The organism is Bacteroides sp. GM023 (assembly GCF_014750685.1).
Taxonomy (GTDB): Bacteria; Bacteroidota; Bacteroidia; order Bacteroidales; family Bacteroidaceae; genus Bacteroides.
This window is the reverse complement of the sequence record NZ_JAAXGE010000005.1, coordinates 504,583-529,939: the sequence shown is the minus strand read 5'-3', so window position 1 is coordinate 529,939 and position 25,357 is coordinate 504,583. Positions and strand designations below refer to the sequence as shown.

Sequence of the window (25,357 nt, the reverse complement as noted above, 5' to 3'; positions counted from 1 at the left end):
CTTAGTTCTTAGAAGTTAATACTTAATCCTAGTATGTAGGTGCGGGCTAATGGGTAACCGCGTTTGTCGTCCACGCCTAAGGTTGAGTTGACGGTGGAGCTGTTAATCATCGGAGAGAGTCCCGAATAGCCGGAGATAGTTGCCAGGTTGTTGACGGTGAACGCCAGGCGTAGGGAACGGACATACTTTTTGAGTTTCTGTACTTTCTCTATGGGAACATTCCAGCCCAGGGTGACGTAGTCGAAGTTGACATAGTCTCCTTTTTCCAGCCAGTAGTCGGTGGCGGTTTGGTCTTTGATGTTCTGCTTCGGGGCGGCTTTCATGACGTTGTAGTCGGGGAAGATATTCATGTTCATATACGTCAGGGATGTTCCGTTGTAGATTTTGTGCCCAAAAGCGCCGTTGATTTGGACGGAGAGGTCGAAGCGTTTGTAGCGGAAGCTGATATTGGAGCCGAGTATCGTTTTGGGAACGGCTTGCCCGGCTACGTAGCGGTCTTCACCGTCTTCGAGGCTGACACCACCGCCGTTCAGGTCGGCGATGCCGTAGGTGTATCCGCCCTTACCGTCGGATTCCAGTCCGGTGCTGTGGGGAAGGTAGAAGACGCCTAAGGGTTGTCCTACCATTTGGTAGACGATGTGGTTGTATCCGCCGTGGAAGCCGGCGCCGTCAAGGCTGGCAAGACTTTTGTATTCGGGGGCGGAAATCATTTCGCCGTTGTACATACCGCTCAGGGAGAGCAGTTTGTTGCGTTGGAAAGTGATGTTGGCGTTGATGTTCAGTTCCATGTCCGGTGTTTTCAGAGGGGTGATACCGATGGCGATTTCAGTACCCCAGTTGCGCATGGAGCCGATGTTCGCCAACAGGGTGTTGTAGGTGAATGGCGGTACGCTGACATTGTAGAGGTAGAGCATATCGGTGGTGCGGGAATTGTAATAGTTGGCGGATAGCAGCAGGCGGTTGCCGAACAGGGCGACGTCGAAACCGGTGTTGAAGGTATGCTTTACTTCCCATTTCAAGTCGGGGTTGGTATTTCGCAAGTCGCCCAGGGAGACGATGGCGGAGTTTCCTACGGGGACAACACCGTTCGGTTTGACGAGGTTGAGGGTTGTGTAGGAGTCAATTCCGCTTTGGTTACCTGCCAAACCGTAGCCGATACGGAATTTCAAGTTGTCGACCATGGGGAGTTGTTTCATGAATTTCTCTTCACTGATTACCCAGGCGGCGGATGCGGAAGGGAAAAATCCCCATTTATGATTGGAGCCAAATTTTGAGGATGCGTCCGTACGGGCGTTCAGGGTTAAGATGTAGCGGTCGGCGTAGGTGTAGTTGAAGCGTCCCATGAAAGAGGCAAGGCGGGGTTGCTCGTAGTAGGAGTTCGTACCTTCCCACAGGCGGAGCGCTCCTGCTTGCAGGTTGTTGTAGCCGAATTTGTCAGTGCTGAAGTTGGTCACTGTGGTGTAGTATCCGGTGTAAGTTTCTTTTTGAACTTCGGCAAGGGCGAGTGCGTCGAAGAAGTGTTTTCTCCAGTTCTTCTTGTAGGTCAGCATCATGTTGCCTAGCAGGGATTCACGCTTTTTAGTTCCTTTGTAGGCTTGGCCGTTTGCCCATACAGAGGTGGGAAGGTATTGGGAGTTTTCGACGATATTGTAGGTATAGGCGCCGAACAGGACGAATTTCAATTCTTTCATCAGGTTGAAGGTCAGGCGGGCGTGGGTGCTGATATGCGAGGTGGCGTCGTCGTCCTGCACTTCCATCCATGCCAGCGGGTTGGTGATTTGGCTGGCGGTGGTGATGCCGTCCCAAGAGTTGGTGACGGGGTCTTTATGGTTGGGGTACGTGGGGTTGAAGGTAGCGGCGGAGTAGAATGTTTTCTGATAATCTACCAGATTGTGGTTCTTGAGGATGGAGCCGAACATTCCCAGTTCGCAGTCCAGGAAACCGTCGAACATCTTTTGGTTCATGTTCATGTTTGAGGTGAAGTTCTTCATGTCCTCGTTCAGTATGACTCCCTGACGGTCCATGAAACCGAGGGAGACACGATAATTGGATTCACTGGAACCGCCGTAGAAGGCGATGTGGTGATTCTGCTGTAAGCCGGTTTGTTCTATTTCTTTTTGGAAGTTGGTGTTGTTTCCTTTGTCGAGGATGGAGATGCCACGTTCTGAAGCTACCTGGCGAAATTCATTGCCGGAGAGCATTTTCAGGTTTTTGTAGACGGTGGAGATGCCGAAGCTACCGTTGTAGGCGACTTGCGTTTTGCCTTGCCTTCCTTTTTTCGTGGTGACTTCTATGACACCGGACGCACCGCGTGAACCATACTGGGCGGTTTCGGAAGCGTCTTTCAGGATGGTGAAGCTCTCGATGTCGGTGGGGTAAATAGAGGTCAGCATACTAAGGTCGCCGAATACTCCGTCGACGATGATTAGCGGGTCATTGCCACTGGTCAGAGAGGTGGTTCCCCGCAGGCGTACTGCGTCGAGGGCGGCGGGTCCGTTACTTCCCCGCTGGATGGTAAGACCGGGGACACGACCGCGAATCGCTTCGAGAGGATTCGTTATCTGGTCTTTGTTCATCTGTCTTTCCGTGATTTTTTCTACGGAGCCGGAGATGGTTTTTAAACTTCCGGTTGCATATCCTACCGTGATTAAGGAATCTATGGGAACTGTTACGGGAATCTTCTGCGCAAACAGGCTGCTACAAGAGGTTATCAGAAGAAAGCCGAGAAATGTTAGTCTGCTGTGTCGTCGTACCATAATGATTAGTTTTTAAGGTAATACTACAAATATAACAAAAAAAGAAGGAATCTGGTTGAGTAGATTCCTTCTTTTATTCATAAATACAGCTAGAATTTGACACTTTTTTTCGAGTTGATTCCGACCGTATGTTCTAATTCACTATCTTTTCGTGGATTTTATTTCACTACAATTTCGTGTACTTTATCTCACTATTATTTAGTGGCTTTTATCTCACTGTAATTTCGTGTACTTTATTTCACGATTATCTCGTCGGTAAATATCCAACCACCAAACTCTTTTCCGGCCTTTGCCTGATAACGCACATATCTTCCACGGGCGTTTCCTTCCCAAGAGATGTCTGTAAATTTAATGGGATTGGCCTTGGTTACTTCAAAAGTTTGATGTTTCAGTTCCGTAAAGTTGGTTCCATCGTCGGAGACGGAAATGGTGACAGATGCGGGAAGGAATACTTCTGCGCCTATCACTTGCATAAAGGCAGCTGTAACGGAGTGGATGGCAGTCGCAGCTTCGAGGTCAATCGTCACGTCCAGGCGGTCGCCGTCGATAAAGCCTTGCCAGCAACCGTCACCGTAAGTCCAGTCGCCACGTATGCCGTCTGTCAGGGCGGTGTTGCCTTGGGCGGGATAATGGGGGCTGTACGGAGCGTTATAGATTACTTTCTTGCCTAAGGCAAGGTGCGTGACGGGTTGGGTGGATTCGGGACGGCTTCCGATTTCGTTTTTCAGGTCGAAGGGATGGTAGCCTTTGGCTTGCAAGTCCGCTACGGCTTTCAGGGCACGGGTATGGAAATCCGGCCATGATTTACGTTCGGGAGCTGACCAGCCTACTTCTGCCAGTGCCAGGATACGGGGATAAACCATGTATTCGACGTGTTCGGGAGTCGGGATATATTCTACCCACAGGTTGCCTTGGACGCCGTAGACAAGTTTCGCTTGTTCCGGTGTCAGAGAGGCGGGAATGGGGTTGTAAGAATATACTTTCTTCAACGGCAGGTAGCCACCGATGGCTTCCGGTTGGGAATAGGGTGCATCCTGGTAACTATCGAGGTAGCAATAGGCGCCCGGTGTCATGATGGCATGATGACCGGAGGTTACAGCTGCGATACCGCCTTCTTCGCCACGCCATGACATGACGGTCGCGTTGGGGGCTATACCGCCTTGAAGAATTTCGTCCCATCCGAGCAGATGGCGGCCGTGGTCGTTCAGGAATTTCTCAATGCGGTGTATCAGGTAGCTTTGCAGTTCGTCTACGTTGGCGAGGTGCTCGTCCTTCATTCTCTTCTGACATTTGGGGCAGGTCTTCCAAGCCGATTTGCCGGCCTCATCACCGCCTACATGAATGTATTCGGACGGGAAAAGTTCCATGACTTCCGTCAGGACATTTTCGAGGAAGGTGAATGTTTCTTCGTTGCCGACACAGAAGTCGGAATTCTTGTAAGGCTCGCCCGAACAGGATAGTTGCGGGTAGGCTGCCAGTACTTCTTCCGAATGGGAAGGCATCTCGATTTCGGGGATGACGGTGATGTAATGTTGGCGGGCATAGTCCAGAATCTCGCGAATGTCGTCCTGGGTGTAGTAGCCGCCGGATGCACCGGGCTCGTCGAAACGGACGTATTTACGGTCGCCGTTCCACCATTTTTTCCAGTTGGCTTCGGGACGCCAAGCTGCAAATTCGGTGAGCAGAGGGTATTTCTTTATTTCAATTCGCCAGCCTGCCGCGTCTGTGAGATGCAGATGAAGGCGGTTGATTTTATAGTAGGCCAGTGCGTCTATCTGTTTCTTCACAAATTCTTTGGTGGAGAAATGGCGGGACACGTCGAGCATAAAGCCACGATAGGCGAAGCGCGGGGTGTCTTCTATTTCGACAGAAGCAACGGAATAGCCCGTAGCCGATGGTTGGAGCAGTTGCAACAGGGTTTGCATACCGTAGAATAGTCCGGCTCCTGAAGTGGCTTGAATCAGTACCCGTTCCGGGGTTACGGAGAGGGTGTAGCTCTCGGGAGAGGACAATCGGTCGTTCTTTTCGGTTATCAGCAGGGAAATGACTTGACGGGTGTCTTTCTTTTTCCCTTTCTTCAGGGGAACGGGCAATGTTTGCAGGTAGTTCTCCCAAAGTTGCGCTTCTCCACCTTGTAGGTTTGTATAAAGTTTTGTTTTCTCTGACAGTAAAAAAGAGCCCGTCCTCTGCTCCATCTTCAATGGAACAGGTATGACGGACTGTGCATTTATGGGATGTGCAAGCAAGCACATCCCTAATATCCATAAGAAAAGACAAACTTTAGTGTATCTCTTTCTTATATTCATCAATCTATGGTTATTTCATCTACAAACAAGAATGCCGGACTATCTTTTCCGCCATGCCATGCCGGAATTTTACTTTCAGACAAAGCAATCACTTTTACATACTGAGTCTTCACCGGAGTGAATGACAACTTATGTTCATAGATACCATTCTTGTCCTCCTGCTTCATAGCCGGATAGTCTTCGGAAGCCACTTTAGTAAAGTTCTTACCATCATCTGAAACTTCCACTGATAATCCTCTTGCGTCAAATACCCAATCGCCTTTTTCTACGCAAGTAGAAATTGCAACGCTTGATATTTCAGTCGGTTGCTGAAGGTCGATAGTCATATCCATATCATTCTTATAAAACGCAATCCAACGACCCGTCTTATAGTTTCCGTTTCCTTTCAGGCCGTCTACCAATGTGGGAGCGCCTTTAAACATATACTGTTTGTTCACCGGCTGATTAGCAACGATAGGTTTCATGCTGGATTTGCTGAAATTAATTTTCTCGGAAATCACCCGACTGTTTCCGGTAGGACGGACAGCTACGGCTGAAAGAGTCACGTTTTCCTTGATTTTCAATACGCCTTCATAAAGTGGAGATGCAGCGGTAGGCTCTGTGCCGTCCAGCGTATAATGGATAGGTGCATTATCAATGGTTGTCAAAGTTATATCCAAAGTTCCGTCTGTCGGGTTCGGGGTATATTCGGCAGTTACATTAAATACATGCTTGGCATAGTTATATCCTTCTGCTTCATACCATTTAATCAAACGTGGCAAACGAGACAGGAAGTCATCATAATTTTTCTTATCAGGAGCAGACCACTGAACTTCACACAAAGCAGCCCAACGAGGCAATACCATATACTGTGCATGAGAGAAAGCAGGTATGTATTCAGTCCAGAGATTAGCCTGTACTCCCTTAATATATTTCTGTTCTTCCGGAGTAAGAGATGCCGGCATCGGTTCGTAGCCATACACTCTCTCAAGCGGCAGGTAACCACCGATTCCAAGAGGTTCATTTTCCGTATCTTTCGTCTGGTAATAGTCGAAATACAGATAAGTGTTCGGTGTCATAATGACATCGTGTTTCTGCTTAGCAGCTTCGATACCACCCTTTTCACCACGCCATGACATAACGGTAGCATTCGGAGCAAGTCCGCCTTCAAGGATTTCATCCCAGCCGATAATCTGACGGCCGTGTTCGTTGAGGAATTTTTCGATATGGTTGATAACGAAGCTCTGAAGGCGTTCTTCCTTACTATGCTTGCCATCCGACTTCAAGCCCAACGTCTTGATACGCGCCTGACACTTCGGGCATTTTTCCCATCTCACTTTCGGACATTCGTCACCACCCACATGGATATATTCTGACGGGAAGATTTCAATCAGTTCACCATATACGTCTTCGAGGAATTTCAATACCTGGTCGTTTCCGGCACAAAGTACGTCTTCGGATACACCCCATTGTCTCCATACTTCATACGGGCCACCTGTACATCCGAGCTCCGGATAAGCGGCAAGAGCAGCCTGCATATGTCCCGGCAGGTCTATTTCCGGTACAACGGTGATATAGCGTTCGGCAGCGTAATCTACGATTTCTTTTGCTTGCTCCTGCGTATAGAATCCACCGTAAGGTTTACCGTCATACTCGCCGGAGTTGCGTCCAATGACCGTTTCCGTTCTCTTGGAACCGATTTCTGTCAGTTTCGGGTATTTTTTGATTTCCAGACGCCAGCCCTGGTCGTCGGTGATATGCCAATGCAAGCGATTCATGTTGTGCAATGCCTGCATGTCGATGTAAGTCTTTATTTCATCTACGGTGAAGAAGTGGCGGCTGGTGTCGAAATGTGCACCACGATAGCCGAAACGGGGATAGTCATTGATTTCCACGGCAGGCATCGCGATGTCTGTGCCTACGGCGACAGGCAGGGATTTGCGCAAAGACTGGATACCGTAGAATACGCCGGCTTCTGTCGGGCCGGTGATAGTGACGCCGTCACCTGTGACTTTCAACTGGTAGGATTCGGGGTTTTCGTTACCTGTTCCCAATGCCAGTACGATGGCATTCTTGCCTTCTGTTCCGGCTTCGATGGCGAAGTCTTTTCCGGTAGCGGTTTTCAGGTAGTCGGCCAGGAATTTTGCGTTGCGTTGCATCTTTTCATTACCTTCCGGATAAAGGATTTTCACTCCGCTCTTCAGGATGAAGGGACTTCCCTGGGCGGTTACAATTTCCTGTGGCAAGGGGATGATTTGATAGTCAGCTTCTTGCTGCACAGACTGGCACGAGGCAAATAGTCCCGCCACTGCCAGGCATCCGGTTAATTTTAAGAGTTGTTTCATAAACTAAAAAATTAAGTGTTAAGTTACTAATAGATTATTTAATTATAGGTTTCACGAATATGTTTGATTCTCAAGGGCAATTCTTCTCCTTTCTTGATGTCGGGAGAGGTGATTGTGACTATTTTACGCTCTCCGGGCAGCAGGTCGAAGAAGTTGTCGCTGAACCGGGCTCCTTGTATGGGGACTTCGATAAAGACGTCCTTGGCAAGGCAGGGAGAAAGCAGGGTGAGTTCACATTTGCCGTCGCTCTGTTTCATTTTATAGGTGATAGTGGTTTCGGGCAGCAGCAGGTCTTTGGTCTTGTTGAAGAAGTAGACGTTTTCTGCTACGGTATGTCCGGTCTTGTCTTTCAGGGTCAGTTGTAGGAAGCTGTGACGGCGTTCTGCTTCTGACAGCCAGGTGTCGGGGTTTATCCGGTAGACACACTGGGAGGTGTTGGCCGGGAGTGTCAGGGATCTCAGTTGTACCGGTTTGCCTTGTTTTTTCCCGTCGAAGTCGAAGATTTTCATTTCCAGTGTCATTCGTTCCATCGTGTCGGGGCGGTCGGATATCAGGTAGATGCCGAGAGTGTCGTTCTGACGGATGGGGTTAATGAGAATGGGGGCAAAAGCACGTTTTGCCTGATAATGCAGGGCTTTCCAGTTGCCGTAGTAGTCGATGCTCGACCAGGATACTACGGGCCAACTGTCGTTCAGTTGCCAGTATAGGGTGCCCATACAGTAAGGGCGGTTTCGGCGGTGTGCTTCCAGACCGTGGCGCATTCCTTGTCCTTGCAGGACGAGTCCGACGTAGACGAAGTCTTCGAATGATTCGGGGATGATGTAGTCACGTTCCATGTAGGTGCGAATCAGGGCGTTGCCGATACTGCTTTTCTGATGGGCGTTCATGACTTCCGACTCAATCTGATAGTCTGAGGGAGATGCGAAGGTGGCAATGGTTTTCATCTCCGGGAAAGACTGGAAACCGAATTCGCTCATAAAGCGGGGAAGGTCTGTGTCCAGTGATTCGAAGGGTTTCTGTCCGTACCAGACTCCCCAGTTGTGGCTGTCGCCTATTCCCCACGATTCGGGACGTCCCCAGTTGGCAAGGTAGGGTGAGCTATGGATATAGAAGCGGTCGGCGTCCAGTTCCTTCACTTTGGCGGGAAGGAGTTGGCGGAAGAGTTTGTCGTAGCCGCGGAACATTTCCTCATAAATCTCACGGGTGAATTTCTTGTCGAAGCCCCAGTATTTCAAGGCTTCGAGTATTTCGTTGTTGCCGCACCACATTGCTACCGACGGATGGTTGCGCAGACGGCGGATATTATAACAGGCTTCTGCTTCCACTCGTTTCAGGAATGTGTCGTCGGACGGATAAGGGGTGCAGGCGAACATGAAGTCTTGCCATATTAGGATTCCGTTTTCGTCGGCGAGGTCGTAGAAGCGGTCGTCTTCGTAGGTTCCGCCACCCCATACGCGGATGACGTTCATGTTGGCTTCTTTGATGTCTCTGAACAGAGTTTGGTAGCGTTCGGTGGTGACGTTGGTCAGCAGGGCGTCCTGCGGTATGTAGTTGGCTCCTTTGGCGAACATCGGGACGCCGTTTACTTCGAAATAGAAGGATTCTCCGTCTTTGTCTTTTTCGTTTATCAGGCGGACGGTGCGTAGGCCGATTCTGTGGGATTGTTGGGCTACGACGTCGCCTTTGGCTATGATTTGGGCGGAGAAGTTGTATAAGGTCGGAGTTCCCCAGCCGTTGGGCATCCAGCGTACCGGTGAGAGGATTTCTGTAGGGATACAGATGTGGTTGATGCCGGGTTGCAGGGTGATTGTTTGGCTGGTGGCGGATTCCTGTTCTCCTTCAAGCGAGGTGGTTATCTTTATTTCTGCTTGAAGTGGTTGGGGAAGTATGTTGTTTATTTCCAGTTCGTTGGATAGCTTCGCCAGTTGGTCGGTCAGGGATAGTTGCTTCACGTGGTAGTCGCTGATTGAGGCGGCATCGTAGAAACGGATGTTTACCGGACGCCAGATTCCACTGGTCACCATGCGGATTCCCCAGTCCCAACCGTAGCTGTAGGGGGCTTTGCGGGAGAATACACTGAGGTGTTTCTCGTGGTGGTCGTTGTCGGCGGGATAGTTGAATCCGTTCGAGGCGTATTGGGGTAATGTCTGCCGGATGGGCGAATGAAAGTATATGTGAAGGAGGTTTTCTCCGAGGCGAAGGTGTTGTTTAATGGGTATCGTGTAGCCGACGAACATATTGTCGGCTTTTAATAGTAATGCTCCGTTGAGGTAGATGTCGGCGTAGGTGTCGAGTCCTTCAAATGTGAGTTGGGCGTCGTCACGTTTCAGCTGGTCGGCGGTGATTGTGAAGGCAGTCCGGTATTCCCAGTCTTCATTTTCTATCCATTGGATTTTCTGTTCGTTGGTTCCGTAGAAGGGATTGGGTATGAGACCATGATGAAGAAGGTCTTGATGTACCGTGCCGGGTACTTCAGCAGTGCGCCACAGTTCTGTTCCCGCTTGGGAAAATTCCCAGCCTGTATGCAAGGTTAGGACTTCTGAATTATCATTGCTTTGGGCGTAAGCCATGCTACAACAGCAGAGTAGTCCACACGCTATTTGAGCTTTTTTCCCTGTTAAATTAATCATCATAGTGGGGGCATTAGATATTAACGGTGTCAAAGATATTATTTTTCCTTTAGATTTCACTGATAATTTAACAAAATATATATTACATCTGTCAATCAATGGGGAGAAGGGGCGCTATTATAAAAAGAAGGGGGTGGGATATGATACTTTTAAGGGCGTTTTCCTAGCGTTGTTCGAGATGAAGGTTGCGGAAAAATCGGGTTGCAAGTAACGGAAAAGCAGAGGAACATAGTACTTTTTAAGGGGGAGTATGTATGTTGCTCTGCGTTATTGCTATTTTTCGACTGTTATCTTGATTATTTCAGGAGTACGAATACCAGGCTTCAATTCTCCATTTATATTGTAAAAAACTTTATCCCAACCAGTTAATGCTGCTCCAGCACGGGCTGTTTGGGAGTTACGAGCAACTTCCTGCCAGGTATTTTGGCGGATATTATATATCAATATCCGGTCATTGAATTTATACCATTCAGCAGGATGGAGAAGATAATCCTTTTCAGGGTGTTGGAGAGCTGCGAGGAAAATATCTTTATTCACTCCGCCTGTACTGAGAATCAGGTTTTCACTTATAGCAATGGCTGTTCCGCCACCAAGGGATATGGTTTCGCCGTTGTTTCCTGTCGGAGTGGTTACGGGAGTCCATTGACGGGAAGCGGACGAGTAACAATAGCCATCGGTGGAAAGTGTGGCAGGCTTGCCGTCAGTGGACGCAGCGAACCCACCCCATAGGTAGATACAGGCTTCGTTATTTTTATATTGTCCGGCACAGACGGGTTGCACTCGTGCTGCTCCGGGAAAATCAGAGAGTTGTTGCCAACCTGCAGCAAGGTTATCCAAATCAAGGCTAAGAAAAGAGTTCGAAGGTTTTCCGTTTCTGTTTCCACCAGTAATAAAGAGTTGGTTGCCGACTAGTGTTCCGTACATATTGTCTAGTGCATAGGGTAAATCAGGCAGTGTTTCTAAGGAGACTTTGCCTTTCTTTTCGTTCCATTGGATTTTGTAGACAGTGGTTAGTGCACCGTGGTCGTTCATTCCACCTGCACAGATGATGCCGTCAGCACAGGATACGGAAACGCCATATGCGGCAGGCATCGGGAGTTCACCGACTTTATTCCAAAACAACAGAGTATCAGGGTTCATTTCTGCTGCATAGATGCTCTGGTAGTATTTCTTTTTTCCACCTTCACTAGCGGGAGTTCCGGGGAAGTTACAGCCGCCGGCTATCAATAGCTTTCCGTTCAAGATTCCTGCATAGCAAGCGGAAACGCCTTGATTGATGCCTTTCTCTGACTTCGGGAAACCATTCATTTTTTGTAACCGGATGCTTTCGATAAATGATTTCGGAGCTTCGGCTCTGAAAGTAGAGGCAGGCAAGCCTGCTTTATTTATCAAATTGGCACGGGTAAAAGGTTGCCAACCGTAACGGACGTAACGGGGGTGTTTCACTTGGTCGCTATATACTTTAATACGAACGGATGCAGATTGGGGCGTTCTCCCCTCTTCTGCTTCTTTCCCGACTTTTGCGTCTGTCTCAACTCTTGCTTCTATCTCGGCTATAACTTCTATCTCTGCTATTGCCGGATAGTAAACTCCTTCAGTTTCGGCTACTTCAAAGGTGCGTATAGGAGAGCCATCTGAAGTACTCAAACCGTCGGCATAGTCAAATGTGACATAAACAGTGTCCTCACAAAAATCTGCATGACGGAATAAGGGGCCCGAAGGGATTACCTGGAACTTATTATAGGTTTTATTCAATGCCCAACGGGCTAAACGTTCTCCTACCGGCTTCTTATTGGTCGGGTGTACATTCAGTGAATCACCGTGGTCACTGGATACAGCCATTCCTGTGCAGGGAATTTCATTCATCATTCTGCGCTGGCTATCACGGAACCAAGGCCACGAGGGACGGTCGATACTTGATAATTGTACATAGTAAAATGGCAGGTTTTCATTTTCCCAATTCTTTCGCCAACTGTTTATGAGTAACTTGAAAAGTTTCTCGTGGGCTTCATAGTTGTGGGCGTTGGATTCGCCCTGGTACCATATCACTCCTTTTATGGGATATTGTTCTAATGGACGGATACCTGCCTCGTATAAGTAACAAGGCTCATAAGGATGCCGCTGTAATTTATCAGTTGATTTCTTCACGTTGAGAATCGCGCGGCCGCGTACCCAATCTTGGATAAAATCATTCTTCTTCCAGTCGCGAAGGATGGCGGGGAAGTGATATTCCAAAGTAGTGCGATCTATCCAGGCTTCAGTAGGTGAACCGCCGATGGCGTTACAAATCAAGCCGACAGGGATTTGCAGACTGTCCTGGAGCATCTTTCCGAAATAGTAGGCTACGGCAGAGAAAGAGGCGGCTGTTTTCGGGTCACAGATTTCCCATTTTGTGGCAGCGTAGTATTGAAGATGATTCAGGGAGTCGAGGGTGGAACTCTCCCACTCTACTGCGTTTGTACGCCAGCGGGCTTTCATGTCAAACAGGCGGATATTCGTGTTATCCGAGTTTGATATGTCTTGTTTGGCGGTGGAAGCGGCTCTTAGCATAAATTCCATGTTGGATTGTCCGGAACATAGCCAGACTTCGCCTGCCAAGACGTCTTGGTATTGAAGTTTCTGTTTGTCGCTGCGGATGGTTAGCGTATAAGGGCCTCCGGCCTTCAAGGGTTGGAGAGTAACTTGCCATTTTCCGTTGGAAGCGGCTTTCGTTGTTTGTTGTTGTCCGGCTATGCTTACTGTTATTTTATCTCCGGCGTTGGCTATGCCACGGATAGTTAACGGGCAATTGTGTTGCAATACCATCTTATCCGTATAAAGTTCGGATAATTGTAATCCGCCGTAGTCGCCTGTAATGGCGGAATAGACAGTTTTTGCGAGAATCTTTGCGCCTTCGGCGTTGGGATGCACAGCGTCTGTCAGGATGAATGGATAGGGATAAAGTGGTTCGTGGAAGTCTATTAACTGGACTCCGGCGTAACGTGCTACTGTTTCAATGGCTAGTTGAATTTGGTCGTGCCAGTCGCGTGTACCGGATTCAAAACGAGGATGGCGGTCGGCAATCGGTGTCAGCCTTGCAATCATTATTTTACAGGTCGGATTTGCCTGGCGGAAAGAGTCTATCAGGGACAGGTAATCTTTCACGAAAAAGTCGCGGTAGTCAGGCCAGTCGCGGGGGTCGGTATCGTTGATTCCCAAATGAATGACGACGATGTCGCCTGCGAAGTCAATGGCCTGTTGATATTCTACTTGCCGGGTATATGGGCGGTGTCCTTTGTTCAACAGGGTGGCGCCGGATTTTCCGAAGTTCTTCACTTCGTAGGTATTTCCCAGCATTTGTTGTAGTTGTGCGGGGTATGATTGGGTTTCACGGTCGGTAAGGGTGGCACCGTATGTGATGCTGTTTCCGACACAGGACACTTTTATCCGCTTTTGCGCTGCAATGGTTATGGTAGTGCAAAGCAGTATGAATATGGTTGTTAGTCTGATTGTTCTCATTTACTGTTTACATAGGGCTTTATTATTTCAATCCATTTCAGGTAGCCTTTGCCTAGCAGGTGTAAGCCATCGTTGGTATAGTCGATGTTCATCTTTCCCGTTTCATTGTCTACAAAATGGGAATAGAGGTCGATGTAGGTCAGTTGTTCTTTTTCAGCGAGTGTTTTCAGTCCTTTATTGATTTCGGGGACGGTTTGCCAACGGGAAGTATGTCCGTTGAATTTCTTATAATAATCGGTTACCGGTAATACGCTTTGCAGGTAGAGTTTGGTTTTGGGAGAGTCCTTTTTTACTTTTTGGGCAATCAGGGCTATTCTGCTCACAATAGTGTCGGCGGATGTGCCTCTGCTGACGTCATTGATACCGATTAGTAAGAAGATTTTAGCGGGGTTTCCTTTCAGGATGGCATCCAGGCGGTCATATACTCCCATGCAGATATCTCCGCTGATACCGCGGTTCTTGACATGTCTGTTGTTCAGGAGTTCTGCCCATTCACCGCCATTCGTGATGCTGTTGCCCAGGAAGATGATGTCTTTTGAGGTGACAGGGAGTTCTTCGAACAAGGTGGCACGCTGGTAATAAAAGGTGGAATACTTGTTGTCTTGTGCATTGGTTGTGGCTATGAACAGTAATGCAATAGCAAACAAAAATAACTTTTTCATGATATGTTTTATTTTTTACTTTGTCTTTTCCGGTGAGTAGATCAGTCCTTCTACTGCTTTCTCGCCATCGGGGGTGACAAATACGGTTGTGAACATCCACTTTACCAAACGGACTTCGTCCATTTTGAATTTACCGACAGGTAGTTTGAGGAGCACTTTGTTCCATCCTTTGTTCAGGTGAACGGGGATTGGAGGACGAGCCACACAGTTCTCGTTACCCAATGCTATCTCCGAGTTTTTCACGCGATGGGTGGCAGTCCATACAGGGGGAAGTATTTCTTGATCGTTCAGCCAGATACGGCTTCCTTTGTAGTCCCATTTTCCTTGTAGGGGTGGCAGGTCGTTTTCTGAACGTCCATAGTTCTGGAATTCTGCCCATAACCCGACGTCTTGCGCTTTTGGGGAATAGACATAGGTGTAGGCATAGGCGGTGTGATTCTCCTGCGGGTCTTTATAGAAGGTGGGAATGGTTTTTCCCCATACATGGCGGAGATAGATGCCGGCTCCTATGGCGGGACGTACTTCGTATCGGTTTCCTTCGTAGGTATAGGAGTCGCTTAGTTCTTTTTCCGGTGGAAAAACTTTCGACAGGTCGCCATCATTCGGGAAGGCGTCTGTGATGTGCCATTTCACATTCGTTTGTTTGACGTAGGCAAAGGGATAGCCTTTGAACTGATGCTCTTTGTACCATAGCATACGACGTTCGAAATCTTTGAAATTGAGAAAGATTTCTGATTTTTCATCGGTGGGGAGAATCGTTCCCAGCTTGTCGAAGTATTCGCTTCCGCCACCTCTCCATGAACGTTCTGCGATAGCCAGCATATTGGGATAGAAGTTGTTCTCAAGAATCATGTTCCATTCTTTATCTACCAGGCGGTCGTTCCAAATACCCATTATGACTCCTGCAAGGTCGTCACTACCCTTGTCTGCATTGTAGATGCGGCTGTTGTAAAGTCCGATAATGTCACCGAATGTATCGAAGTGATTGAGGTAATGGAAGCGGGAGTCGATGGCGGGTGTGCCTTCTTGTGCTTTTCCCCGATAGCTCCACAGTTGCATCATGTCAATTTCTCCGGGTTTGTAATGCCAGCCCGGATTCCAGGAGATGACTTTCTTTCCTTTGGCACGAATGTGCGCTACCATTTCGGGTACAAAGTCGGGATTGGTGAATTTCACTTCATCTGTACCGATATGAATGTAGGGCACATCGAATGTTTCGCAGATTTCATCCATCAGCAATTTAAGAATCTTCATGCCTTCAGGGCTTTGCATATCATGGCGGAATGTACGTATAAAGGCGGCGCTATGTCCGGGCATATCAATCTCGGGAATTAGTAATACCTGGTGCTTCTTGCAGAAGTCTGCCAATTCGCGAGCTTCCTTTAGTGTGTAGTATTTGCCTGCCATGCGGGTCATGTTCGAACTGTCGTTCAACATCGGGAAGATTTTGCTTTCCAAACGCCATGCCTGGTTTTCGGTGAGGTGCCAATGGAAGGTGTTTATCTTGAAGCGGGACAGGATGGCTATTTCCCGTTTCAGTTCTTCGAAAGAGAGGTAGCTGCGTCCGACGTCCTGCATGAAACCACGGATACGGAAGGCAGGCCAGTCGAGAATTTCACAGCCTTGAATCAGTGTTCTCGTATTTTTCTTCTCAGACAATTGTCTCAAGGTCTGTATAGCCATATAAACACCGCGCTCTGTCACGGCTTCAACGGTTATGTGTCTTTTGGTAACCTTCAGTTTGTAAGCTTCGTCTTGATTCAAAGGAACTTCAGGCAAAGAAGCCAGTAATTTTACTTCGATGGAACAATTGGCTTTTGCTGCAATAGTTCCGTCCATCTCCAAGACTAAGTCCTCCCACTCCTGTTGAAGCACAGGAGTGGAAAGGCTTACTTTGTCTAAGTTAAAGTATGTATGAAGGGGGACATACTTTTGCGGCAAAGGAAGCAAATGATTACCACCTGCCCATACCGCAGAAATTGTGCATAGGTTAATAAAAAAGAATATTAATAGTGCCCGTATGTTTTTCATTGTTTTTCTGTGTAGAATAAAATTTATTTAATTATATCCTTTAATCTGACAGACTGAAAAGTCATGTGAGCCACACTGCTTTCATACAGGATTCCGACCGTTTCTCTATCAATCATTGTCAAACAAGAATATCCCCAACCATTTTCCTCATCCAGCATCACTTGATGTTCGGGCAACCAAGTGATACCACCATCCAAGCTCGCCTTAATCGTTATGTGATGACGTCCTTTCACCGTATTGGGATTGGAGAATAAAAGAATATCTTTATTTAATGCATTGTCTTTAGCCTTCACACTAATCAGACTTGCCATACACACCGGCTCCTGCAAAGCCTTACGGGAAGATGGATGCTCCGACCAGGTCTTGCCGAAATCCTTCGTAATGGAAACAGCACGACTACCTCCACGATTATCTCTCATGTTCAACATCAACACTCCCGGCTCTACTTCCGCTACTTGTGCCTCTGTTGTATTAGTGCGGGCGTAATTATGGATTTTCCATGTTTCACCACCGTTTTTGCTATACATGATTCCCGCATTCGGAACCCGCGTAGAGTCGATAAACTGGATAGGAAATACTAATGTACCATCTTGCATTGTAATACCACGCCCCGGCCCTTGCAAAAGGAAATACCAAGACGGATCTTTTACCTGGCTAGTTATATTGATGGGCTCCGACCATGTCTTTCCATCATCCGTACTTTTAGCCAACACCAACTGAGCCGTATGATTCATATCCATTCCCGGATAGGAACTCCACCAGGCACGCTGGTTTCCCATTCCGTGTGTCCATGCGGCAACAACCCACACTGTATTGGTCTTTGTATCTACCAGAATAGAAGGGTCACCTACACCATTCTGCGCAGCAGGCAAGTCGCCTGTCTCACCGAAAGCTAAAGGCAAACGCATCTTCTCCCATGTCTTTCCACCATCTACACTGCGGCTCAAGCCCACATCTACGTGCTCTTGCAAATCGACACTGCTATTATAACGTACGTCATATACACCGAGCAATGTTCCTTTATTAGTAGTAACCAATCCCGGAATACGGAAGGCAGCCGAACCGTCATCACCGGCATGACGCACACCTACTCCTACCCTATGGGCAATGTTCTCAGGAGAAACTGTACTTACAATCGCTTCTTTACCGTCAACTCTGATTGACGTGATTTCTGCTGAAATTTTATCCAACAAGGAAGCGTCCGGCTTCATTTGCAAACTTACCCAAAAATAATTGATTCCAGGAAAGAGTTTCTGATTGGCAGCCAGTGTAACTTTCTGTCCGGGATTATTTACCTGTGACTTATTTATCGAATAAGAAGGATTGGCAGCCAATGTCTTTCCCGGCGTATGGCTGGAGATATAAGTTACCGGAGCAAAAAAATTCTTTCCATAATTCTGTCTGGCTTCCGTACCACTATAATAGAGTTTTACTGATTTTATATCCGACAAATTAACCTCTTTGCCAAAATTCAGTACTACATTTTCCAAACTACGGCTTTCTTTTGCATCCAAGCGTAGCATAAACAACACATTATCCTGACGTTCAATCAAGATTGGAATTTGAGTTTCACGCACAAAAACAGTGTCCGAAGCAACTAATTGCAAAGTTCCACAAAAACAGAAATTGAGGACAATCGAAAATAAAAGAAGGTTTCTTTTCATGGTATTATTAATTGTTTGGGCACAAAGATATAAATTTATCATATTCCCCACAAATAATTAAATAATTTATTATATCTCATATACATAATAAAATATACTCTGATTTAAATCCTAAGAAGCAACTTTTATATTGCTTCTTAGGATATCCACTACTTATTTATCCATAAAACAACCTTTATTCCGGCTTTTTATAAGTGTCATAACCAGGCGTCTGATAAATCAACGGGTCATTACCCAGCAAAGTAACATCCACCGGCCAAAGGACTTTATGAGCTTCCGTTGTCTCATTCAACATGGGCTGTTCTATCCCTATACTTCCTTCCTTGCAGAAGACCAGATGTTTCCCACCTTTAGTCAAAGTCATACGGCGAAGATCCCACCAGCGTTGTCCTTCCTGAACAAACTCTTTATCTTTTTCATGAAGTATGGCTAATTCATTCGTTGTAAAATCCGCATTCTTGTAGCCATAAGTTTCTTCATTCCAATTATCTCCATAAGCACGCTTACGAACCTTATTTATATAGGTGGCAACGTCTCCTCCTTGCATATTCTCTATTTCAGCAAGTGTCAGCCACACCCACGGCAGACGATAAATGATGTAATCGCCACAATAAATACGTGCACCCTGAGAATTTGCATATCCGATATTCTTGCATACGTGTGTTCCGAATAAAGACAATGCACCGGTTTCTGCATCTTTATTATAGGAAGCAATAAATGTAGCATCCTTACGGGTATCTTCATCATCGAAACTATTATAAAGTTCAATTTTATATTCCAACTGCTGACTACCCGTATTGCCTATATTTAAAGCATCCAAAAACTTTTCCCCATCCTTTTTGTACCGGTCTTTGGTGCTGCCCGTAGCCATAGCGTAAGTAAAGAGATTGTTGCTATTGGTAGCTTCTCCTTCAGCATAACGAACCGCAAAGATTATTTCATTATTACCTTTATTATTCTTAGCTTCAAATACATTAGCAAAGTTACCTAATGGTTCAAGACCATAGTTAGTTAAAACATTCAGCAAATGTTTTTTTGCAGTGACCAAGTTACTTTCATCAGCAACATCGTTGCCGGTAGTTACTTTGGATATCCACAGATACACTTCTCCCATCAGGCATTCCGTAGCAGCTTTAGACCAATATCCTTTCTTATTCCCTCTATTATTAGGATCGAAAGAGTTGTTATCTCCAAAACATTCCATAGATTTGTCCAAGTCTTTTTTTATTTGCGTCATCACTTCCTGAGGAGTCGCACGTCCTAAATAAAGAAGGTTGGGGGCAATAACTCCTTCCACTACATCCGCCGTAAGGCGTAAAGGCACACCACCATACGTACGATAAAGGTCAAAATAATAAAATGCTCTCAATCCATACGCCTGTCCCAGATAATATCCTTTCTTATCTTCACTAATATAGGTGGCATCCGTCACACGGGCAATGAAGAGGTTGATGTTGGTAAGGCGTCCGAATATATCTCCAAATTTTGTAATTCCACCGGTATGCGACTCATCAAAATTTTGCAGCTTGATATCCCCATACAACATACCCATTCCGTCCGAGCTGGTACCAGCCGTAATCAAGTTTCCTCCTCGTGCTTCTCCCCATAGAAATGTATGTTGAAACGCCGCATCGCGGAGATGCTTATGTATGCCATCCATATATCCTATCACATGAGCTTCTGTTTTCCAGTAGGAACCACTTCCATAGTAATCAATTGGAGCTAAATCCAGCTTGTCGGCACAGGAAGAACAAATACCTCCTACGAGAACGATGAACAGACTATAGAATAATGTATATTTTATCTTTTTCATAATTTCTTTCTTTTAGAGTTAGTCACTTAAAACGTTACATTCAGTCCGAACAAAAGAGTTCTTGGCAAAGCATAACCGGAACCCGCGCTGGACACTTCAGGAGTAGCTACATTGGCAGAAGTGATGTACCCTAAATTCTGTCCGGTAATAGATACATCCACCTTTTGGCAGAAAACTTTCTTCGCCCACATTTCCGGTAGCGAATAGGTCAGCGACAACTCACGGATAGCTAAATAGTTACCTTTATAAGCAAACATCGTCGAATTACGGGCATAATTAGCATTTGTCAGCAAATCGGCATAAGCATAGCGCGGATATTTGGCATTCACATTATCTTCCGACCATGTATCATATACATCCGTTGTCGTATTATAGGTACCTTGTGCACAAGCAAGGAATGTTTCCGGAGTTGTATGGTCATAAATCCAATAATCCAGAGCAAAATCAAAGCGTCCGTAAAACTGGAAGTTCTTCCAACGCAGTGTCGTATTAAAACCGCCAGTCCAATGCGGAGTCGTATTACCTGCTACCACTTGGTCATATTGGTCAATGACGTTATCCCCATTTATATCTCTCCATTTCATATCACCGGGCATAATAGGCAAAGCATTCTTTTGCTCGGCTTTCGTCAACTTCTTCCAGGCTTCGGGACCATACATCTTTTTACCATAATAATTTCCTGATGTTATGACCAAATCGCCGGGTATCTCTTCCCAACTACGGTATATGCCATCTGACTTATAAACAACCATCATGCCCGGTTCCATACCTTCCTGGGTAGCATTGACCCAACGTTTTACATACTCTACTTCACCTTTGTCATTTACAAAGCTTTCTCCTGTATAAATCTGCTGTCCTCCCTGACGATTATGTTCCAAGCCATTGTCCGGTAAGGATATTACTTTATTCTTATTATATGAGATATTACCGGACATACTCCATTTCCAATCTTTGGTATCTATAATCTTCCCGGAAAGTTCTATTTCCAAACCTCTGTTACGAAATTCTCCATTGTTGTTTTTTATAGAAGAAAAACCTGTTGTTGAAGGCAAACTGAAGTTTGCATACTTATCCGAAGTCAAACGGTTATAAAAAGTAAAATTAGCATTCAATCGATTATCGAAGAAACTTAAATCCAAACCGACTTCAGCAGTTTTCGTCTTCTCCCACCTCAAACCCGGGTTAGGCAATGAGCCTATCAAGAACCCGACGTTACCATTATAAGTCGCGGGACTATAAGAACCTTGCAAGGTATATGCACCGATTCCTGTAGCATTACCATTCACACCATAACTGGCACGTAATTTACCGAATGAAAGGAAAGGGACAGCGTCTTTAACAAACTGCTCTTGTCCGAAAATCCAACCTGCGGAAAGCCCTGGAAAGAATCCCCAGCGATTATCACCTAATAAAGAAGAATAACCATCATGTCGAAATACTGCTGAAAGCAAATATTTACCCTTATAATCGTAATTCAGTCGTCCAAAGTAAGACAAAATGCGGTATTGTTCATGCCAGGAATCAATAGAGCGCTTTCCTTCTCCTTTGTCTGTCAAAGCCAAATCAGCAAAATCATCTGTTGGAGCACCGGAACCTGAACCCGAAAAACCACGTTTTTCATTCGCATAATATTCCATACCCAACATCAGGTTTACATTGTGGTCTTTCACAAACGTCTGCGAATAATTTAATACTGCATTATAAGTTTGTGCGAAATTACGTTCGAATTTAGCAGATGTGGCACGAGTTTTGGTATAATGATTTGTCAACATATTATCCAGATAATCCTTAGTAAAGCTTTCATATAAACCTTCTGAATAATACCAGTTTGCAGAACCCTTTACATACAACCCTTTCATTATGTCAATCTGAAAAGACTGAATCATGGTAAACTTATCTGTTTGATTAAAGTCTGTCCATTTTTCCGGTTGGAAAGCCTGGTTACCATCTGCAACGTTCGGTCCTAAAGTCGGATTACCTTCTTCGTCTTCAAAACGCGCGGTAGGCGGTGTAGACATAATACGTCCAAAATAGTTGCCCTCACTTGTATTTGAGCCCGGCATATTCTTCCAGTTCGCACGATTATAATTAAAGTTAGAAGTTGATGTCAGCCAATCAGTTACTTTATAGCTTGCGTTCAGAATAAAGCTATACCGTTCATAATAGGTATCAACAGGTAAACCTTCCTGACGATTGTAGCCGATACCTGCATAATAGGTAGCCTTATCACCACCGCCGGACATATTCACATTGTAATCTTGCGAGAAGGAAGGATTGTTCAAGTTATAATCGGCAGGATTGATATCCTTATATATAATTGTTTGCGTCGGGTCTAAAGGGTCAATCATTTCTTTCCATCCGTGTTGTTGTACCAAATAAGCATTATCCGCGGTTTTGCCCATAACGTTCCATGCCGATTTGCCTAATTCATTCCCTAAACCAAAAGGAGACGCGCCTGTCAGATTACTCAAAGGAGCTATGGATACATATTCTCCATCACTACAATAATAACCGGACTTTGAATAGGCAGTGCGTAAAGTGCTAATATACTCTTCTCCATTCAGGAACTCATATGGATTATTGATATAGTTAACTCCCAACTTTACTTTTAAGTTGATTTCGCGGTGTCCTTTCTTACCGCTTTTCGTAGTAATAAGGATTACGCCATTACTTGCACGGGCTCCATACAGGGCAGTCGCTCCGGCATCTTTCAAGACTTCCATAGATTCTATATCTTCAGGATTGATGTCGCTCAATCCGTCACGGAGCTGACCGTCAATGATAACTAATGGAGAACCGGAACCGTTAAAGTCGGTACCACCACGAAGAACAATAGTAGGCGTGGCACCGGGACTTCCTGAAGCCTGAGTTACTTTCAAACCGGCAACTGCACCGGAAAGAGCTTGAGCCGGATTAGAAAACAAACCTACTTTTAAAGATTCTTCATTAACTTTGGAAATAGAGTTAGTTACTTTAGTACGCAACTGCTTGCCACCGTAACCGGTGACTACAACCTCTTCCAACATTTCAGAATCTTCTTTCAACTGAATTTTTAAAGAGGTTCGTCCCTTCAATTCAACAGTCTGCGCCTGAAATCCGATATACGTAATTTTAATCTTGGCATTCGGATTTACCGTTAAGGAAAACTTACCATCAATGTCAGTAATAATACCATTCGTGGTACCTACCTCAATTACGCTTGCACCAATAATTGGTTCACCGGCTCCATCCGTAACCAATCCGGTAATTGATTTTGTCTGTGCTACCGCTCCTATAGAGCAGAATAAACACAACATCAACAAAAGGATGTCTTTTTTCATTAGTATTACTTTTTTAGTTAATAAATAAGATAAATTCAACTACTTATATAAGTCCAATTAGAACTAATCTTCCAAGTAATACCTCACCCCTTTATGTCAAAATCTCTATTAAAATTTCACTTAAAGCAAAAACGCATTCATAAAATCAATTTATTTTCTACCCATTTATTATATAGTTCCTTCTTTCTATTTTCCAGTTACGACAATATATCTTTTATGTTTATCAGCATTAATAATAAAATAATTTATTAAATACTTTGTTATTATTAATAATATAGATATATTTGCAGCGAATTAAGATATATATCTATAATTAATACACAAATCTTCTATGAAATAGAAGAAAGCATAAACAAACAACTTGAATAAGTTCTAATTGAACTTATATATTCACTAGCAATTACTATTCATTTCATTGAACAATTATACTTATAAAGACAAGAACTCACTCATGGTAGCAATGTATTTATCCAATTCCCTAGAAAGATTGTATAAACCAAATCAATTACTGTTATAATGACAAATGACATAAGAAAAACAAGGTCATTAATGCAAGTGTTGTAGAATCAGGTAGCACAAATGGTATACATCTTATAGGTAAATACAAATACATCCCCCTTCATCTTCTGCTATAAAAGCTGATGAATAAGTAGATACAGGGTGAAGGAGCCATCCTTCATCCTGTATCTTTCGCTATTGTATGTAGCATAGCGTTTTATGAGATATAAAGCTATGCTTTAGAGGTTGTAAAGCATAGCTTTAGCCTACTTAAAGCGATGCTTTTCAAAACTCGAAGAGTTTATCTCAATCATTGGTTGTCTTTAAAATAAACATCCCAATGTTTGTTTCAACTATTAGGAAGAAAAATAGAAGCTATGAGCATAATAAATTTAGCTATAAGCATATTCCGATTTGCTATAATGAAAATTAGATTTGCTATAATGAAAAAATTATTTGCTATAATGAAACGGAGGTTGAACTCCCAGTGAACAATAGCCCTTCACCCGCTAACATTGATGAATAGGGAAAAGTGAAGGGTGAAGGGACTTTGTTCTACTTTTCTATTTCCTGGGGATATAGGAATGAATATTACTGTCTACTCTAAAAATTTCTTCAACCAAGGAAGAACTAGTTCTGATTTAAAATAATGATTAGCCCCATCTACGTTTACTAATCTATAAAATTCATCTCTGTCGATCCCTTTGGGTAATGCTTCTATGTTTGTTCGAGTATGTGGATCAGCATATTTAGGATAATGATGTATTTCTACATTTTCAGGATGTCCGGCAATCTTATATGCGGTACGTACAAGATTCAAATCTCGGTCAAGTCCCCCTTCTGTCAGTATCACCGGACGTGGAGCCAAGGAAGCGACAATGTCGGGGAAATTGAATTTACGCCAAAAATCAGGTATTAAATGTCGGATAGAATTAGGGAAAGGGCGTGTACCGTTTTTATCCGGTGCTGTCATTACTAAAGCACGCTCCTGCGTTTGGCACAAAAAGTCATTATAAATAAAAGCGTAGATTGACGGGTCTAAGGTTCCCAGCACCATCAAAGGTTCTGTACCCAAAGAGAAACCACTCAGTATAATCCGGTCTTTACGGATACTGGGCTGTGCTTTCATCCATTGGAGTACTTGCATATCAAGATAAGAAGTATATCCGAGATAACTCCAGCCCATCTCTAATAAGACTCTGGAGACGAGGTCGTAGTTATAATTCCTACCACGGGCATATTGCTCCAAATCGGATGCTTCACCTGCTGCGGGATTATCTACAACTACGGCAATGTATCCGGCTTTGGCAAAGTTACGAGCCATTGTTACTTTCGGATTCTGATAGTCATCGTTTAGTTTGGGGGATATTCCCGGCTCACCTGCCAAACCTTCCTTACTCTGTCCTGAACCGGGAATGCATAAGATGGCTGGTGCCGGTTTATCTAAAGAATCCGGTATCAGTACTAAAAAAGTAGACACACATTCGGGTAAGGGATAAAATTCCCATTTCTCCAGTTTGTAACCGTCACGCTGTGCGCTATCTATCCGTCGAGGTTCCGGCATCCCCTTTATATCAGGAAACTTCATGATTTCCTGCATTGACTTTCGTACTTTACATTGCCATTCACGAAAATCCTCGAAAGTCATCTCCGGTTGAAATGCACATTCAGGTTGTATATGCGAAAGCATTGCGTGAACAACTCCATAAGTATTTAAAAATCGTCCATCCTGCCGATTTGATTGAATAATATTATATTCCCGCCCTATCATATCCGAAGTCTGGCCTAAAACTATATTATTGCAAACTATCAGCATTAATAAACCAGCTACTATACTTTTTTCCATTGCAATGTC

At 45.0% G+C, this 25,357-nt stretch carries 11 protein-coding genes; all 11 read right to left on the bottom strand.

The window, feature by feature from the left end; translation table 11 throughout:
* Nucleotides 1-8 precede the first annotated feature (8 nt).
* A complete protein-coding gene (locus HC965_RS13030) occupies nt 9-2,756 on the bottom strand; it encodes a SusC/RagA family TonB-linked outer membrane protein (RefSeq protein WP_191031856.1) in 2,748 nt (915 codons plus the stop codon).
* Nucleotides 2,757-2,989: 233 nt separating this feature from the next.
* Complete coding sequence (locus HC965_RS13025) at nt 2,990-5,062, bottom strand: family 20 glycosylhydrolase (protein WP_191031855.1); 2,073 nt, start codon at nt 5,060-5,062, stop codon at nt 2,990-2,992.
* The gene (locus HC965_RS13020; RefSeq protein WP_191031854.1) at nt 5,062-7,386 is read right to left on the bottom strand and encodes a glycoside hydrolase family 20 protein; all 2,325 of its coding nucleotides are present in this window, start codon (nt 7,384-7,386) and stop codon (nt 5,062-5,064) included. The genes HC965_RS13025 and HC965_RS13020 overlap by 1 nt, the downstream gene beginning before the upstream one ends.
* Before the next feature lie 38 nt (nt 7,387-7,424).
* Nucleotides 7,425-10,019, bottom strand: a complete 2,595-nt coding sequence (locus HC965_RS13015) for a glycoside hydrolase family 2 protein (protein WP_191031853.1) — start codon at nt 10,017-10,019, stop codon at nt 7,425-7,427.
* 270 nt (nt 10,020-10,289) lie between these two features.
* The gene (locus HC965_RS13010; RefSeq protein ID WP_191031852.1) at nt 10,290-13,514 is read right to left on the bottom strand and encodes a cyclically-permuted mutarotase family protein; all 3,225 of its coding nucleotides are present in this window, start codon (nt 13,512-13,514) and stop codon (nt 10,290-10,292) included.
* A complete protein-coding gene (locus HC965_RS13005) occupies nt 13,511-14,176 on the bottom strand; it encodes an SGNH/GDSL hydrolase family protein (RefSeq protein WP_191031851.1) in 666 nt (221 codons plus the stop codon). Before HC965_RS13005 ends, HC965_RS13010 begins: the two co-directional genes overlap by 4 nt.
* Nucleotides 14,177-14,191: 15 nt before the next feature.
* Nucleotides 14,192-16,207, bottom strand: coding sequence for a family 20 glycosylhydrolase (locus HC965_RS13000; protein WP_191031850.1), 2,016 nt, complete (start codon nt 16,205-16,207; stop codon nt 14,192-14,194).
* Between the two features lie 23 nt (nt 16,208-16,230).
* Nucleotides 16,231-17,871: a sialidase family protein gene (locus tag HC965_RS12995; RefSeq protein ID WP_191031849.1), complete on the bottom strand. Its 1,641-nt coding sequence runs from the start codon at nt 17,869-17,871 to the stop codon at nt 16,231-16,233.
* Nucleotides 17,872-18,046: 175 nt separating this feature from the next.
* Nucleotides 18,047-19,684, bottom strand: a complete 1,638-nt coding sequence (locus tag HC965_RS12990) for a RagB/SusD family nutrient uptake outer membrane protein (RefSeq protein WP_191031848.1) — start codon at nt 19,682-19,684, stop codon at nt 18,047-18,049.
* 26 nt (nt 19,685-19,710) lie between these two features.
* On the bottom strand, nt 19,711-23,004 hold the full coding sequence (locus tag HC965_RS12985; RefSeq protein WP_191031847.1) for a TonB-dependent receptor: 3,294 nt from the start codon (nt 23,002-23,004) through the stop codon (nt 19,711-19,713).
* Between the two features lie 1,096 nt (nt 23,005-24,100).
* Entirely contained in the window at nt 24,101-25,348 is a 1,248-nt protein-coding gene (locus HC965_RS12980) for an alpha/beta hydrolase family protein (RefSeq protein ID WP_191031846.1), read from the bottom strand.
* Between the last annotated feature and the right edge of the window lie 9 nt (nt 25,349-25,357).

Bases quoted from the DNA above. Each gene is read 5' to 3' on its own strand.
- HC965_RS12985 (WP_191031847.1), bottom strand. From the start codon at position 23,004: ATGAAAAAAGACATCCTTTTGTTGATGTTGTGTTTATTCTGCTCTATA.
- HC965_RS12980 (WP_191031846.1), bottom strand. From the start codon at position 25,348: ATGGAAAAAAGTATAGTAGCTGGTTTATTAATGCTGATAGTTTGCAAT.
- HC965_RS13020 (WP_191031854.1), bottom strand. From the start codon at position 7,386: ATGAAACAACTCTTAAAATTAACCGGATGCCTGGCAGTGGCGGGACTA.
- HC965_RS13005 (WP_191031851.1), bottom strand. From the start codon at position 14,176: ATGAAAAAGTTATTTTTGTTTGCTATTGCATTACTGTTCATAGCCACA.
- HC965_RS13030 (WP_191031856.1), bottom strand. From the start codon at position 2,756: ATGGTACGACGACACAGCAGACTAACATTTCTCGGCTTTCTTCTGATA.
- HC965_RS12990 (WP_191031848.1), bottom strand. From the start codon at position 19,684: ATGAAAAAGATAAAATATACATTATTCTATAGTCTGTTCATCGTTCTC.
- HC965_RS13010 (WP_191031852.1), bottom strand. From the start codon at position 13,514: ATGAGAACAATCAGACTAACAACCATATTCATACTGCTTTGCACTACC.
- HC965_RS12995 (WP_191031849.1), bottom strand. From the start codon at position 17,871: ATGAAAAGAAACCTTCTTTTATTTTCGATTGTCCTCAATTTCTGTTTT.
- HC965_RS13025 (WP_191031855.1), bottom strand. From the start codon at position 5,062: ATGAATATAAGAAAGAGATACACTAAAGTTTGTCTTTTCTTATGGATA.
- HC965_RS13015 (WP_191031853.1), bottom strand. From the start codon at position 10,019: ATGATGATTAATTTAACAGGGAAAAAAGCTCAAATAGCGTGTGGACTA.
- HC965_RS13000 (WP_191031850.1), bottom strand. From the start codon at position 16,207: ATGAAAAACATACGGGCACTATTAATATTCTTTTTTATTAACCTATGC.